This window comes from Acidimangrovimonas pyrenivorans (assembly GCF_042643245.1).
Lineage (GTDB): Bacteria > Pseudomonadota > Alphaproteobacteria > Rhodobacterales > Rhodobacteraceae > Acidimangrovimonas > Acidimangrovimonas pyrenivorans.
This window is the reverse complement of the sequence record NZ_JBHRSK010000016.1, coordinates 114166-127064: the sequence shown is the minus strand read 5'-3', so window position 1 is coordinate 127064 and position 12899 is coordinate 114166. Positions and strand designations below refer to the sequence as shown.

Below are 12899 nucleotides of genomic sequence, written 5' to 3'. Positions count from 1 at the left end.
AATATATATATTAATTACTCTTGCCGTTGGACAGTCTTCGGGTTTTCCCGGATTTACCCACAAGCTGCGACCTGTGGGTAAGGTGCTGGGCAAAGTAGCAAATCCTGTTATCCATAGGCCCATCTACATCATCATTTTCTTTCTTATATATTTTTGATTAAGAGGATGTAGTGTTGCGACGGTGGAAGGGATCCGATGCTCGACTTTCTGGCGGAGTGGTATCTTTGGGTGAAGGCACTGCATATCATGGCGGTGATCACCTGGATGGCCGGGATCTTCTATCTGCCGCGCCTGTTCGTCTACCACGTCGAGGGTTACGACAGGAAAGGCGTGGAACCGGGCAGCGAGATGGACCTGCTGTTCCAGCGCATGGAACGGCTGTTGCTGCGGGCGATCATGAATCCGTCGCTGGTCGCGGTCTGGATCTTCGGCCTCTGTCTCGTCTTCACGCCGGGGATCGTCGACTGGTCCTCGGTCTGGCCCTGGACCAAGGCGGCGGCCGTGCTGGCGATGACCTGGTACCACCACTGGCTGGGCAAGCGGCGCAAGGACTTCGTCAACGGCACCAACACGCGCAGCGGCCGGACCTACCGGATGATGAACGAACTGCCGACGATCTTTATGGTCGTCATCGTGCTGTCGGTGGTGCTGAAGTTCTGAGCGCCTCCGGCGGGAGTATTTTGACAAAGAAGAAGCAGCGAAGGCGCTTCATTTCTTCTTTGCTGAAATACTCCGGGGGAGTCTCCGCAGGCGACGGGGGCAGGGCCCCCGCTTCAGCCGCGTTGACTTTTTCGCGCCCGTTCTGTATCGCCCTTGTTCAACGGGGCCGTCCGGCCCATGTGTCTCCCATTCATAGCCATCTGCGCCGCGTCCTGCGGCCGGCTCAATATATGTGACTTCCAATGACTCAGGAAAAGCTCAACCTCGCCGATCTGAAGGCGCAAAGCCCGGCCGACCTTCTGGCCATGGCCGAAGAGCTCGAAATCGAAAACGCACCCTCGATGCGCAAGGGCGAGATGATGTTCTCGATCCTCAAGGAGCGCGCCGAGGACGGCTGGGAAATCGGCGGCGACGGCGTGCTCGAGGTGCTGCAGGACGGCTTCGGCTTCCTGCGCTCGCCCGAGGCCAACTACCTGCCGGGCCCCGACGACATCTATGTCTCGCCCGACATGATCCGCCAGTTCTCCTTGCGTACCGGCGACACGATCGAGGGCGTGATCCAGGCCCCGCGCGAGAACGAGCGCTATTTCGCGCTGACCCGCGTTACCAAGATCAACTTCGACAGTCCGGAACGCGCCCGTCACAAGGTGCATTTCGACAACCTGACGCCGCTTTATCCCGACGAGCGGCTGAAGATGGAAATCGAGGATCCGACGATCAAGGACCGCTCGGCCCGGATCATCGACCTCGTCTCGCCGATCGGCAAGGGTCAGCGGGCGCTGATCGTGGCGCCGCCGCGGACCGGCAAGACGGTGCTGCTGCAGAACATCGCCCATTCGATCGAGACCAACCATCCCGAGTGCTACCTGATCGTGCTGCTGATCGACGAGCGGCCCGAAGAGGTGACCGACATGCAGCGCAGCGTGAAGGGCGAAGTCGTGTCCTCGACCTTCGACGAACCGGCGACGCGCCACGTCGCGGTGGCCGAGATGGTGATCGAGAAGGCCAAGCGGCTGGTCGAGCACAAGCGCGACGTCGTTATCCTGCTCGACTCGATCACCCGCCTGGGCCGCGCCTACAACACCGTGGTGCCGAGCTCGGGCAAGGTGCTGACCGGCGGTGTCGACGCCAACGCGCTGCAGCGGCCGAAACGCTTCTTCGGCGCGGCGCGGAACATCGAGGAGGGCGGCAGCTTGACCATCATCGCCACCGCGCTGATCGATACCGGCAGCCGGATGGACGAGGTGATCTTCGAAGAATTCAAGGGCACCGGTAACTCGGAGATCGTCCTCGACCGGAAAGTGGCCGACAAGCGCGTCTTCCCGGCGATGGACATCCTCAAGTCCGGCACCCGGAAAGAGGACCTGCTGATCGAGAAGTCGGACCTGCAGAAGACCTATGTCCTGCGCCGCATCCTGAACCCGATGGGGACCACGGATGCGATCGAGTTCCTGATCTCGAAGCTCAAGCAGACGAAGACGAACACCGAGTTCTTCGACTCCATGAACACCTGACTTGTTGTTATAAAACAATAGGTTAGACGAGAATGAGCACGATCTACGCCTTGGCCAGCGCGCGCGGCAAGGCCGGGGTGGCGGTGATCCGCGTCTCCGGCCCGGCGGCGCATGACGCGGCGCGGGCGCTGGCCGGATCGCTGCCCGAGCCGCGGCGCAGCGGGTTGCGGCTGTTGCGCGATGCGACGGGAGAGGTGCTCGACGAGGCGCTGGTGCTGGTGTTCGAGCCGGGACACAGCTTCACCGGCGAGGCGGTGGCCGAGCTGCAGCTGCATGGCGCGACCGCGACGGTCTCCGCGGTGTTGCGGGCCTTGGGCGAGCTCCCCGATTTGCGGCTGGCGGAGCCGGGGGAATTCACCCGCCGGGCGCTCGAAAACGGCCGGTTGGACCTGGCGCAGGTGGAAGGTCTGGCCGATCTGATCGATTCCGAGACCGAGGCGCAGCGACGCCAGGCGCTGCGGGTGCTGTCCGGCGCCGTCGGGGCGCGGGCCGAGAGCTGGCGCGGTGACCTGATCCGGGCGGCGGCCTTGCTCGAGGCAACGATCGATTTCGCCGACGAGGAGGTTCCGGTCGATGTTTCGCCCGAGGTTCTGACGCTGATCGACCGGGTTCTGGAAGACCTGCGCAAGGAGGCCGCGGGCGCCCAGGTAGCCGAGCGGATTCGCGACGGCTTCGAGGTGGCGATCGTCGGCCTGCCCAATGCCGGCAAGTCGACCTTGCTCAATGCGTTGGCGGGGCGCGAGGCGGCGATCACCTCGGAACATGCCGGCACGACCCGCGACGTGATCGAGGTACGGATGAATCTCGGTGGGCTGCCCGTCACCGTGCTCGACACCGCCGGGCTGCGCGAAACCGAGGACGCGGTCGAGGGTATCGGCGTCGAGCGCGCGCTGACCCGGGCGCGGCAAGCCGATTTGCGGGTTTTCTTGCTGGCGAATGGCCAGATGCCGGCAGGGCTGGAACCGGACCCGGACGACCTGATCGTGCAGGGCAAAGCCGATCTGGCGGCGGGAGAGGGGCTGCGGATTTCCGGAAAAACCGGCGAAGGCCTTGGAGATCTGATCGCCCGGATTACATCGGTGCTGGAAGGCCGCGCCACCGGCGCCGCCACGATCACGCGCGAACGCCATCGCCTGGCGGTGTTGCGCGCGATCGGGGCTATGGAATCGGCACGGCTTGAGGTATTGAACGGGGCAAGCAGGGCAGAGCTGGCGGCGGAAGAGCTTCGGGCGGCGATCCGGGCGCTCGATTCGCTGGTCGGGCGGGTCGATGTCGAGGACCTCCTGGACCAGATTTTCTCCAGTTTCTGCATCGGGAAGTAGGAGTGTTTCACGTGAAACATTTTGACGTGGTGGTGATCGGGGGCGGCCATGCGGGCGCCGACGCGGCCCATGCGGCGGCGCGCCTCGGCGCGCGGACCGCGCTGGTCACCCTGCGGCGCAGCGATATTGGCGTGATGTCCTGCAATCCGGCGATCGGCGGCCTTGGCAAGGGCCACCTGGTGCGCGAGGTCGATGCGCTGGACGGGGTGATGGGGCGGGTGGCCGACAAGGCCGGGATCCAGTTCCGCCTGCTCAACCGACGCAAGGGGCCGGCAGTACAGGGCCCCCGGGCCCAGGCCGACCGCAAGCTTTATCGCCAGGCGATGCTGGCCGAAATCGAGGCGCAACCGAATCTCGAGCTGATCGAGGGCGAGGCGGCCGACCTGCTGATGGAGGGCGACCGGGTCTCAGGCCTCGCCCTCGCCGATGGGAGCGAAATCCGCACCGGCGCCGTCGTCCTGACCACCGGGACTTTCCTGCGCGGCGTCATCCATATCGGCGATGTCCAGCGCCCGGGCGGCCGGATGGGCGACCGTCCGTCGATCAAGCTGGCCGAGCGGATCGACGGCTTCGGCCTGCCGCTGGGCCGGCTGAAGACGGGGACACCACCGCGTCTGGACGGGCGCACGATCCGCTGGGATCTGCTGGAGGAACAGCCGGGCGACGACGATCCGGTCGTTTTCTCCTTCCTCCACCGCGCGCCCTTCGTGCGCCAGGTGGCCTGTGGCATCACCCATACCAACGAGAAGACCCACCAGATCATTCGCGACAACCTCGACCGCTCGGCGATGTATGGCGGGCATATCGAGGGGGTCGGCCCACGCTACTGCCCGTCGATCGAGGACAAGGTGGTGCGCTTTGCCGATAAGAGCTCGCACCAGATTTTCCTTGAGCCGGAAGGGCTTGACGATCCGACGGTGTATCCGAACGGGATTTCGACCTCCTTGCCGGAGGAGGTGCAAGAGGCCTATGTCCGTTCGATTCGCGGCCTGGAGGGGGTGAAAATCCTCCAGCCGGGCTATGCCATCGAATACGACTATGTCGATCCGCGCGCGCTGCGGCCGACGCTGGAACTGCGCGACGTGCCGGGGTTGTTCCTGGCCGGGCAGATCAACGGCACCACGGGCTACGAGGAAGCGGCGGCGCAGGGGCTGGTCGCCGGGTTGAACGCCGCGCTGCAGGCGCAGGGGCGGGAGGCCGTCACCTTCAGCCGCTCCGAAAGCTATATCGGGGTGATGATCGACGATCTCGTGACCCGGGGCGTCAGCGAACCCTACCGCATGTTCACCTCGCGCGCCGAGTTCCGGTTGTCGTTGCGCGCCGACAATGCTGACCAGCGCCTGACGCCGATCGGGAGGGAGATCGGCTGCATCGCGGAGGCGCGGGCGCGGGCATTCGCGGAGAAGATGGACGCGCTCGAGGCGGGGCGGGGCCGGCTGGACGCGCTGTCTTTCACCGCGCGGGAAATTGCGGCGACCGGCGTGCGGCTGAATGCCGACGGGCCGCGGCGTTCGGGGACCGAGGTGCTGTCGGTGCCGGATGTGCGGTTTGCCCAGCTGGTCGCATTGGCGCCGGAGCTGGCCGACATTCCGGCGGATATCCAGGAGCAGCTGGCCCGCGACGCGCTCTACGCCAATTACATCGCGCGTCAGCAGGAAGACGTGCAGGCGATGAAGCGCGACGAGGGGCAGGAGATTCCGGAGGGCTTCGATTACGCCGCGCTGCCCGGCCTGTCGAACGAGCTCAAGAGCAAGCTTGCCAGGGCGCAACCGCGGACGCTGGCGCAGGCCGGGCGGGTTGACGGGATGACGCCGGCGGCGTTGACGCTGATCCTCGCCAAGCTGCGGCAGGCGCGGCGCAAATCCGCATGAACGGCGGCAAGGCGGCGTTCCTGGCTCAGCGGCCTGTTTCACGTGAAACATTGGCGCGGCTGGAGTGTTATGCGGCACTGCTGGAGAAGTGGAACGGGGCGATCAACCTGGTTTCGAAGTCCACGCTGGCCCAGCTCTGGACGCGGCATTTCCTTGATTCGGCGCAGATTTTTGACCTCAAGCCCGAGGGCGCGCGCAGCTGGGCCGACCTGGGCAGCGGCGGCGGCTTTCCCGGCCTCGTCATCGCCATCCTCGCCGCCGAAGCGGCACCGGAGTTGCGGGTGACTCTGGTCGAAAGCGATATCCGCAAGGCGACCTTCCTGTCCACCGTCGCGCGCGAAACCGGGGTGCAGGTCGAGGTCCGGCCCGAGAGAATCGAGGCGCTCGCGCCGTTGGGCGCGGATGCCGTGTCCGCCCGGGCGCTGGCCCCGCTCGACGATCTTCTGGGCTACGCCGCGCGCCACTTGGCGCCGGAGGGCAGGGCGATTTTCCTCAAGGGCGCCGCTCATGCGCAGGAGATCGAGGAAGCCCTTGCGCATTGGCGTTTCGACGTTCAGAAACATCCCAGCAAGACCGATCCCAAAGCCGTCATTCTGAGTATCGGAGGACTCGCGCGTGTCTGATCCGACCCGTCCGCCCGGGCCACGCATCCTTGCCATCGCCAACCAGAAGGGGGGCGTGGGCAAGACGACCACCGCAATCAACCTGGCCGCTGCGCTGGCAGAGCAGGGAATGCGGGTGTTGCTCGTCGACCTCGATCCGCAGGGCAATGCCTCGACCGGGCTGGGCATCGAACCGGGCCAGCGCGGCATGACCACCTATGACTTGTTGATCGACGACGCGCCGTTGGAAGATGTGGTGATTGCCACCTCCGTTCCCGATGTCTGGATCTGTCCGGCAACGACCGATCTGTCCTCGGCCGATATCGAACTGGTGGCGAATGAAAAGCGCAGTTTCCTGCTGCATGACGCGCTGCGCCAGCCGGCGATCGACCGCTACCGCTTCGATTACGTGCTGATCGACTGCCCGCCGTCGCTCAGCCTGCTGACGGTGAACGCGATGGTGGCGGCGCATGCCGTTCTGGTGCCGCTTCAGAGCGAGTTCTTCGCGCTGGAAGGGCTTTCGCAGCTGATGTTGACGATCCGCGAGGTGCGGCAGAGCGCCAATCCGAACCTGCGGATCGAAGGCGTGCTGTTGACGATGTTCGACAAGCGCAACAACCTGTCGCAACTGGTCGAGGCGGATGCGCGCGACAACCTGGGCGACCTGGTCTTCAAGACCATCGTGCCGCGCAATGTCCGCGTCAGCGAGGCGCCGTCCTACGCGCTGCCGGTGCTGGTATACGATTCGGCATCGAAGGGCAGCGAGGCCTATCGGTCGCTGGCCAGGGAATTGATCGACCGCCGGGGGCAGGCGGCTTAGCATAAGGCGCGGAGCGGGGAGGGCGCATTTCGTCCTGCCCGCACCGCCGGGAGGCGAGAATGAGCGAGAAAAAGAACGAACGACGCGGGCTGGGGCGCGGCTTGTCGGCGCTGATGGCCGATGTGACGCCGACGACGACGACCGAAAGCGGCGAGCAGAAGCCCAAGCGCCCCGACATGATGGTGCCGGTCGAGAAGATCCGGCCCAATCCCGACCAGCCGCGGCGCGACTTCTCGCCCGAGGGGCTCGAGGAACTGGCCGATTCGATCCGTGCCAAGGGGGTGATCCAGCCGCTGATCGTCCGCCGCGACCCCAAGACCGCGGACGGCTACGAGATCGTTGCCGGCGAACGGCGCTGGCGGGCGTCGCAACTGGCGAAACTGCACGAGATCCCGGTCCTGGTGCGCGATTTCAGCGATACCGAGGTGCTGGAAGTCGCAATCATCGAGAACATCCAGCGCGCCGACCTCAACCCGGTGGAAGAGGCGATGGCCTATCGCCAGTTGATGGAACGCTTCGGCCATACCCAGGAAAAGCTGGCCGAGGGGCTTTCGAAAAGCCGCAGCCATATTGCCAACGTGATGCGGCTGTTGCAGCTGCCGGACGAGGTTCTGGGCTACTTGCGCGAAGGCAAGCTGAGCGCGGGCCATGCCAGGGCGCTGATCACCACCGAAAACCCGGTTGAACTGGCCCGCAAGGTGATCGCCAAGGGGCTTTCGGTGCGCGAGGTCGAAAGGCTGGCCAAGGCGCCGGCGAAGGCCGCGGCGGNGCAAGGTGATCGCCAAGGGGCTTTCGGTGCGCGAGGTCGAAAGGCTGGCCAAGGCGCCGGCGAAGGCCGCGGCGGCGCCGCGGCGGGCGGCGCCGGAAAAGGATGCCGATACACGGGCACTGGAATCGGACCTGGCCGCCAATCTGGGCATGAAGGTGCTGATCAACCATCGCGCCGAGAGCGGCGAGGGCCAGCTGGTGATCAACTACAAGACGCTCGAGGATCTGGACGAGCTGTGCCGGGTGCTGACCGCTACGCCTCTGGCCGGGTCCAGATGAACAGGCTGACGGCGATCAGCGTCACGGCCTGAATTCCCAGGATCAGCGGCTTGACGCCAAGGACAAGCGACAGGGTGAAGGCGGCGGCGATCGAGAGGCTCGCCGCCCATTTGGCGCGGCGCGAGATGGCGCCGCTCTGGCGCCAGTTCTCGATCGGCGGGCCGAAGAGGGGATGGCCGAGCAGCCAATCATGCAGCCGTTCGGAGGAGCGGGCAAAACAGAAGGCGGCGAGCAGCAGGAAAGGCACCGTCGGCAGCAGCGGCAGGAATATCCCGATGGCGCCGAGGGCGAGGGCCAGACCGCCGAATGCCGTCCAGATCCAGGGCATTCAGGCCACCAGAAGTTCGCGGATCACCGCGTTGAGGACCATCCGCCCGCGATCGGTGGCGATCAGCCGCTCCGGCGTGCTACAGACCATGCCAATATCTTCCAAATCATTGATAATATTCATATTTATCGACTCTCCGGCCAAATAGGCATAGCGGGCGAGATCCAGCCCTTCGGCCAGCCTCAGCCCCATCATTAGGTATTCCGAAGCCTGGTCTTTCAAGCTCAAGGCCTGTCTTTCGCGCTCCCCGTGACCCTTTGTCTCGACCTGGCTCAGCCAGGGCAGGGGCGCGGTGGGCGTGTCGGTGGCAACCCGGCCGCCGTTCAGGGTGAGGCGGCCATGGGCGCCGGGGCCGATGCCGACATAGTCGCCATAGCGCCAGTAGATCAGGTTGTGCCGCGACTCGGCGCCGGGGCGGGCGTGGTTCGAAACCTCGTAGGCGTTCAGGCCGGCCGCATCCGTCACCTCCTGCGTCACCGCATACATGTCGGCGGCGCTGTCGTCCTCGGGCAGGCCCTTGAGCTTGCCGGCGGCGGCGCGGGCGCCGAAGGCGGTGCCGTCCTCGATGGTCAGTTGATAGAGCGACAGGTGATCGACCGCCATCGACAGCGCCTCGGTCAGCTCGGCGCGCCAATCGGCGAGGCTCTGGTGCTGGCGGGCATAGATGAGGTCGAAACTTACCCGGTCGAAGGTATTGCGGGCGATGTCGAAGGCGGCGCGGGCCTCGGCGACGGTGTGGAGGCGGCCGAGACGACGCAGATCGTCGTCGTTCAGCGCCTGCAGGCCCATGGAAACGCGATTGACCCCGGCCTCGCGATAACCGCGGAAGCGGCCGGCTTCGACCGAGCCGGGATTGGCCTCGAGCGTGACTTCGAGGTCGTTGGCCATCGGCCAGGTGGCGCGGATCGTCTCGATGATCGCGGCGACCAGATCGGGGTCCATCAGGCTGGGGGTGCCGCCGCCGAAGAAGACGGTGTTGAGCAGGCGACTCTCGGTTTCGGCGCCGAGGCGGGCGATCTCGCTCAGATAGGCCTTTTGCCAGCGCCCCTGGTCGATCTCGGCCACGACATGGCTGTTGAAATCGCAATAGGGGCATTTCGAGGCGCAGAAGGGCCAATGCAGGTAGAGCCCGAAGCCGCCGTTGCGCCAGTCTTCCATGATGATGCGCCGATCCTGTGGAGTTCGGCGCATTATCTAGGGTGTCGGAGCCTGTTGCGCAATCGAGGCTCAGCCGCGAAAGGCCGTGACCTCGATCTCGATCTTCATTTCCGGCTTGATCAGGTCGGCGATGACCATGGTGGCGGCAGGGCGGATTTCGCCAAGCGCCTCGCCCAGTGCCGGAACGATCACCTCGACAAGCGCGGTGTCGGTGACGGTGTATTGCACCCGGACGATGTCGGCCATGGCGAAACCGGCCTCGTCCAGCACCTTGGCGATGGTGGCGAAGCAGTTGCGCGCCTGTTCGGCCGGGTCTTCCGGCATCGTCATGCTGGCATAGTCATAGCCGGTGGTGCCGGAGACGAAGCACCAGTCGCCCTGCACCACGGCGCGGGAATAGCCCATCGTCGCCTCGAAGGGCGAGCCAGAGGAAATTAGTTTTCGGCTCATGCGAAGCATCCCTTCACCAGCTTGCGGAAGGCGTCGGCGCGGTGGCTGATCTTGTTCTTCTCCCAGCGGTCCATTTCGCCGAACGTTTGTTCGTATCCATCGGGCTGGAAGATCGGATCGTAGCCATGGCCCTGATCGCCGCGCATCGGCCAGACGATCTGGCCCGTCATCCGGCCTTCGAACACCTCGTCATGGCCGTCGGGCCAGGCCAGCACCAGGGTGCAGCAGAAGCGGGCGGTGCGCGGGAACGGGGCGTTCGCGGCTTCCAGCTTGTCCCAGGTTTTGGTCATCGCCATGACGAAATCGCGCCCATCAGGCGTTTCGGCCCAATCGGCGGTGTAGACGCCGGGAGCGCCGCCCAGAGCGTCGATCTCGATCCCGGAATCGTCGGCCAGCGCCGGCAGTCCCGTCGCCTTGGCAGCGGCATGGGCCTTGATCCGGGCATTGCCGACGAAGGTGGTCTCGGTCTCTTCCGGCTCGGGCAGGCCCATTTCTCCGGCGGAGGTCACGGAAATGCCGAAGGGCTCGAGCAGATTGGCGATTTCCTCCAGCTTGCCGCTGTTATGGGTTGCCACCAGCAGCGCTTTTTCCGTGAACCGCCGCATCAGATCGCTGCCTTCTGCGCTTCGATCAGCTGCGCGGTGCCGGCCTCGGCCAGATCGAGCAGCTGGTTCATCTCCTCGCGCGAGAAAGTTGCGCCCTCGGCCGACATCTGCACCTCGATCAGCCGGCCGTGACCGGTGAGGATGAAGTTGCCGTCGGTCCCGGCCTCGCTGTCCTCGGCATAGTCGAGGTCGAGCACCGGCTGTCCGGCATAGATGCCGCAGGAGACCGCGGCGACATGGTCGAGGATCGGGTCGGACGTCACCAGCCCGGCCTTGAGCAGCTTGTTCACGGCAAGGCGCAGCGCCACCCAGCCGCCGGTGATCGAGGCGCAGCGGGTGCCGCCGTCGGCCTGGATCACGTCGCAATCGACGGTGATCTGGCGTTCGCCAAGGGCAAGCCGGTCGATGCCGGCGCGCAGGCTGCGGCCGATCAGGCGCTGGATCTCCTGGGTCCGGCCCGATTGCTTGCCTGAAGCGGCCTCGCGCCGGGTGCGGGTGTTGGTGGCGCGCGGCAACATGCCGTATTCGGCCGTCACCCAGCCCTGGCCGGTATTGCGCAGGAACGGCGGCGGCCGGTCTTCGATCGAGGCGGTGCACAGGACATGGGTGTCGCCGCACTTGATCAGGCACGACCCCTCGGCATGTTTTGTCACGCCCGTTTCGATTGAAATTGGCCGCATATCGCTTATCTGTCGTCCCGAAGGCCGCATGGGAAATCCTTTCCTGCTTTGCTGCCAGATACCCATCCGCCGGGCGGCGATGCAACCCCGATCGACGGCACCGATTGACGGCGGAGAATGGCGGCCTTTAATGAGACGGCTGCAAGAGGTCCCGAGGGAAATGACCGAAGGCTCGAAAATCCTGGCCGAGTTGAACGACCGATCGCGCGAGGTGTTCCGCCGTGTCGTCGAAGGCTACCTGAGCTCCGGCGACCCGGTCGGCTCGCGCACGCTGACCCGCACGATGAGCGAGAAGGTCAGTGCGGCGACGATCCGCAACGTGATGCAGGACCTGGAATATCTCGGCCTGCTCGACAGTCCGCATGTCTCGGCCGGCCGGGTGCCGACGCAGATGGGGCTGCGCATGTTCGTCGACGGGTTGCTGGAAGTCGGCGCCGTCGATCAGGACGACCGCGAGAAGATCGACCGGACGCTGGGCAGCAACGAAACCGACATGGGCGCGGTGCTCGACCGTGTCGGCTCCGCCCTGTCCGGGCTGACCCAGGGGGCGAGCCTTGTCCTGACGCCGAAACACGAGGCGCCGATCCGCCATATCGAATTCGTCAGCCTGGCGCCGGGCCGCGCGCTGGTCGTGCTGGTCTTTGGCGACGGCCATGTCGAGAACCGCGTCTTCACGCCGCCGCCGGGCCTCACGCCCTCGGCGATGCGCGAGGCGGCGAATTTCCTCAACGCGCTGGCCGAGGGACGGACCCTGTCGGAGCTGCGCAGCAGCATCGGCAAGGAGATCGCCGCCCGCCGGCGCGAGATCGATGCGCTGGCCGGGGAGCTGGTGGAAAGTGGCCTCGCCGTCTGGGAGGACGAGGGCGGCCGCTACGAGCGGCTGATCGTCCGCGGTCGGGCGAATCTGCTCGAATCCGCGGCCGAGGCCGAGGAGCTGGACCGCATCCGCAATCTGTTCGACGACCTCGAGCGTAAGCGGGACATTGCCGAATTCCTCGAACTCGCCGAAGAGGGCGAGGGTGTGCGCATTTTTATCGGCTCCGAGAACAAGCTTTTCTCACTTTCGGGTTCCTCTCTGGTGGTCTCTCCCTATATGAACGCTGACCGTAAGATCATCGGCGCCATCGGCGTGATTGGTCCGACGCGGCTGAATTACGGACGCATCGTGCCGATCGTCGATTACACGGCGCAACTGGTTGGAAAGCTGATTTCCGACCGGGGCAAGGGGTAGAGAATGGCAGACGAGAAGAAAGACGATTTCCTGGACGAACTGGCCGGTGCTGAAGGCGGCGAAGACATCTTCGACACATCGGAGATCGAACAGCTGCGGGCCGAGCGCGACGAGATGCGCGAGCGTTTCATGCGCGCACTGGCCGATGCCGAGAATGCCCGCAAGCGCGGCGAACGGGACCGGCGCGAGGCCGAGCAATATGGCGGCTCGAAACTCGCCCGCGACATGCTGCCGGTCTATGACAACCTGAGCCGTGCCCTGGCGGCGGTGACCGAGGAGCAGCGCGAGACCCAGAAGTCGCTGCTGGAAGGCATCGAGCTGACCATGCGCGAGTTGCTCAACGTGTTTTCCAAGCACGGCATCGTGCTGATCTCGCCCGAGGTCGGCGAGACCTTCGATCCGAACCAGCACGAGGCGATGTTCGAGGCGCCGCTGCCGGGGACGCAGGCGGGACAGATCATCCAGGTGATGACCGAAGGCTTCATGCTGCATGACCGGCTGCTGCGCCCGGCGCAGGTGGGCGTGTCGTCGACGCCGGCCAGCTGAGGCGCTTGCGGCGGGCGCCGGGGGTTTCACACCCCCGGACCCCCGTGGGATATTTGGACTGAGAG

Annotated in this window: 14 protein-coding genes and 1 pseudogene; 10 read left to right on the top strand and 5 right to left on the bottom strand. The window is 65.4% G+C overall.

The window, feature by feature from the left end; translation table 11 throughout:
* Positions 1-195 precede the first annotated feature (195 nt).
* From ACFOES_RS17965 to ACFOES_RS21070, 8 genes and pseudogenes are all read left to right on the top strand, one after another.
* Entirely contained in the window at positions 196-660 is a 465-nt protein-coding gene (locus tag ACFOES_RS17965; RefSeq protein WP_377834746.1) for a CopD family protein, read from the top strand.
* 242 nt (positions 661-902) lie between these two features.
* Positions 903-2174: a transcription termination factor Rho gene (rho, locus tag ACFOES_RS17960; RefSeq protein ID WP_377834745.1), complete on the top strand. Its 1272-nt coding sequence runs from the start codon at positions 903-905 to the stop codon at positions 2172-2174.
* Between the two features lie 32 nt (positions 2175-2206).
* On the top strand, positions 2207-3496 hold the full coding sequence (gene mnmE / locus ACFOES_RS17955; protein ID WP_377834744.1) for a tRNA uridine-5-carboxymethylaminomethyl(34) synthesis GTPase MnmE: 1290 nt from the start codon (positions 2207-2209) through the stop codon (positions 3494-3496).
* A gap of 11 nt (positions 3497-3507) precedes the next feature.
* Entirely contained in the window at positions 3508-5367 is a 1860-nt protein-coding gene (gene mnmG, locus ACFOES_RS17950) for a tRNA uridine-5-carboxymethylaminomethyl(34) synthesis enzyme MnmG (RefSeq protein WP_377834743.1), read from the top strand.
* On the top strand, positions 5364-5990 hold the full coding sequence (rsmG, locus tag ACFOES_RS17945; RefSeq protein ID WP_377834742.1) for a 16S rRNA (guanine(527)-N(7))-methyltransferase RsmG: 627 nt from the start codon (positions 5364-5366) through the stop codon (positions 5988-5990). The genes mnmG and rsmG overlap by 4 nt, the downstream gene beginning before the upstream one ends.
* Positions 5983-6789: a ParA family protein gene (locus ACFOES_RS17940; RefSeq protein ID WP_377834741.1), complete on the top strand. Its 807-nt coding sequence runs from the start codon at positions 5983-5985 to the stop codon at positions 6787-6789. Before rsmG ends, ACFOES_RS17940 begins: the two co-directional genes overlap by 8 nt.
* Before the next feature lie 59 nt (positions 6790-6848).
* A pseudogene (locus ACFOES_RS21075) lies at positions 6849-7478 on the top strand (ParB/RepB/Spo0J family partition protein); the annotation flags it as partial.
* A 229-nt stretch (positions 7479-7707) separates the two neighbouring features.
* Positions 7708-7836 carry a hypothetical protein gene (locus ACFOES_RS21070; RefSeq protein ID WP_449222440.1) on the top strand — a complete coding sequence of 43 codons (129 nt, stop codon included), beginning with the start codon at positions 7708-7710 and terminating at the stop codon, positions 7834-7836.
* Here the strand turns inward: ACFOES_RS21070 and ACFOES_RS17930 are convergent.
* From ACFOES_RS17930 to rph, 5 genes are all read right to left on the bottom strand, one after another.
* Positions 7811-8164, bottom strand: a complete 354-nt coding sequence (locus ACFOES_RS17930) for a YbaN family protein (protein WP_377834739.1) — start codon at positions 8162-8164, stop codon at positions 7811-7813. The genes ACFOES_RS21070 and ACFOES_RS17930 overlap by 26 nt on opposite strands.
* On the bottom strand, positions 8165-9322 hold the full coding sequence (gene hemW, locus ACFOES_RS17925) for a radical SAM family heme chaperone HemW (RefSeq protein WP_377834786.1): 1158 nt from the start codon (positions 9320-9322) through the stop codon (positions 8165-8167).
* 69 nt (positions 9323-9391) lie between these two features.
* On the bottom strand, positions 9392-9772 hold the full coding sequence (locus ACFOES_RS17920; RefSeq protein ID WP_377834738.1) for a RidA family protein: 381 nt from the start codon (positions 9770-9772) through the stop codon (positions 9392-9394).
* On the bottom strand, positions 9769-10377 hold the full coding sequence (gene rdgB, locus ACFOES_RS17915) for an RdgB/HAM1 family non-canonical purine NTP pyrophosphatase (RefSeq protein ID WP_377834737.1): 609 nt from the start codon (positions 10375-10377) through the stop codon (positions 9769-9771). The genes ACFOES_RS17920 and rdgB overlap by 4 nt, the downstream gene beginning before the upstream one ends.
* Positions 10377-11087, bottom strand: coding sequence for a ribonuclease PH (gene rph, locus ACFOES_RS17910; protein WP_377834736.1), 711 nt, complete (start codon positions 11085-11087; stop codon positions 10377-10379). The genes rdgB and rph overlap by 1 nt, the downstream gene beginning before the upstream one ends.
* Positions 11088-11217: 130 nt before the next feature.
* Here rph and hrcA point away from each other — a divergent pair, with 130 nt between their 5' ends.
* Both hrcA and ACFOES_RS17900 read left to right on the top strand, forming a co-directional pair.
* On the top strand, positions 11218-12288 hold the full coding sequence (gene hrcA / locus ACFOES_RS17905) for a heat-inducible transcriptional repressor HrcA (RefSeq protein ID WP_377834735.1): 1071 nt from the start codon (positions 11218-11220) through the stop codon (positions 12286-12288).
* Positions 12289-12291: 3 nt separating this feature from the next.
* Complete coding sequence (locus ACFOES_RS17900; protein WP_377834734.1) at positions 12292-12834, top strand: nucleotide exchange factor GrpE; 543 nt, start codon at positions 12292-12294, stop codon at positions 12832-12834.
* The last annotated feature ends 65 nt before the right edge of the window (positions 12835-12899 follow it).

Coding starts and splice junctions, on each gene's coding strand:
- ACFOES_RS17965 (WP_377834746.1), top strand. CDS start 196: ATGCTCGACTTTCTGGCGGAGTGGTATCTTTGGGTGAAGGCACTGCAT.
- rho (WP_377834745.1), top strand. CDS start 903: ATGACTCAGGAAAAGCTCAACCTCGCCGATCTGAAGGCGCAAAGCCCG.
- mnmE (WP_377834744.1), top strand. CDS start 2,207: ATGAGCACGATCTACGCCTTGGCCAGCGCGCGCGGCAAGGCCGGGGTG.
- rsmG (WP_377834742.1), top strand. CDS start 5,364: ATGAACGGCGGCAAGGCGGCGTTCCTGGCTCAGCGGCCTGTTTCACGT.
- ACFOES_RS21070 (WP_449222440.1), top strand. CDS start 7,708: ATGAAGGTGCTGATCAACCATCGCGCCGAGAGCGGCGAGGGCCAGCTG.
- ACFOES_RS17930 (WP_377834739.1), bottom strand. CDS start 8,164: ATGCCCTGGATCTGGACGGCATTCGGCGGTCTGGCCCTCGCCCTCGGC.
- hemW (WP_377834786.1), bottom strand. CDS start 9,322: ATGGAAGACTGGCGCAACGGCGGCTTCGGGCTCTACCTGCATTGGCCC.
- ACFOES_RS17920 (WP_377834738.1), bottom strand. CDS start 9,772: ATGAGCCGAAAACTAATTTCCTCTGGCTCGCCCTTCGAGGCGACGATG.
- rdgB (WP_377834737.1), bottom strand. CDS start 10,377: ATGCGGCGGTTCACGGAAAAAGCGCTGCTGGTGGCAACCCATAACAGC.
- rph (WP_377834736.1), bottom strand. CDS start 11,087: ATGCGGCCTTCGGGACGACAGATAAGCGATATGCGGCCAATTTCAATC.
- hrcA (WP_377834735.1), top strand. CDS start 11,218: ATGACCGAAGGCTCGAAAATCCTGGCCGAGTTGAACGACCGATCGCGC.
- ACFOES_RS17900 (WP_377834734.1), top strand. CDS start 12,292: ATGGCAGACGAGAAGAAAGACGATTTCCTGGACGAACTGGCCGGTGCT.